The following is a 968-nucleotide window of genomic DNA, read 5'->3' as shown; positions in this document are numbered from 1 at the left end:
TTGGTTGAGGTTGTTCGCCATGCCAATGAGGTGCTTGGCGATGGCTACCGTCTCTGCGCTGTGTCCGCTAACCACCTCGCCGTTCAAGGCGGACTCACGGATGTACTCCGCCAACTTGCGGTTGGCTTTTCTCGCCCTCAGCCTCAATGCCTCGTAGCTTGGCTTCGAGAACTTCACCGTGACAGACTTCGACAGCTTGCGAACCCTGCCTGTGGGCGGTCTTCCGCCCTTTCTCCTGTTCTGTTCCTGTATGCTTGTCATTCGATATACTGTTTACAGTTGGTACACTCACTTTCTGCGACCGTCGGGAGCAAAATTCCTCCGCCCTCATGGTGGAGCGAGGCGTTTTGGGGTTCCCAAAACATAACCTCGCTCCCTCTCAGAACACGTTAGTTGGAACTACAGCCTTTCAGCTATCCACGTCCAAGGTCGCAGACCTTAATTCTCATAATTTGCGCCAAGCCTCGAAGTCCTCTTCATAAAGGCTTAGGTGGTGGCGCACGATGTTCTCGATGATGCCCGATACGCTCATGCGTCTCCCTCCGAGGATGCGGACGACACGATCAAGACGGTCTCGTACATCGGAACTGACGAAGACTGGCTTGCGGTCGTCAATCCTTGGAACCTGGAGGAAGGTCTGCTGATACTCCTCCAATGTCGCCTTGCGCTGCTTGCCGCTGATGCGCTTCTGCGGATTCGGTGGCGATTGAGCCTCGTTCGTTGATGTTTCCTCTCTATAGGGAGTTGTTGCAGCAACTTTCTCTACAATTGCTCTCAACTCTGGGTTCTCTACATCATCATAGAGAGAATTACAACTACTTGGATTGGCTTTGTTGCCATACGTAGATGGTTTAACAAAATCCAAATACTCTTTTTCCATCAGCTCCTTTTGCCCAGGAGTCAAGACTGCATCTTTTGTTTTTGCCATAACTTACATTGTTTTATTTGTTAGTATAGTGGTCACGGTT

2 protein-coding genes are annotated in these 968 nt (G+C 50.7%); both read right to left on the bottom strand.

What is annotated here, in order from left to right; genetic code table 11:
- The coding region (locus HMPREF0673_RS10570; RefSeq protein WP_007902101.1) for a plasmid mobilization protein at positions 1-261 on the bottom strand (261 nt) is incomplete at its 3' end.
- 184 nt (positions 262-445) lie between these two features.
- Complete coding sequence (locus HMPREF0673_RS10565) at positions 446-928, bottom strand: DUF3408 domain-containing protein (RefSeq protein ID WP_007902100.1); 483 nt, start codon at positions 926-928, stop codon at positions 446-448.
- Positions 929-968 lie beyond the last annotated feature (40 nt).

It is taken from the genome of Leyella stercorea DSM 18206 (genome assembly GCF_000235885.1).
Lineage (GTDB): Bacteria > Bacteroidota > Bacteroidia > Bacteroidales > Bacteroidaceae > Prevotella > Prevotella stercorea.
Note: the sequence above shows the minus strand (reverse complement) of the source record. Positions and strands in the feature narration are given on the sequence as shown.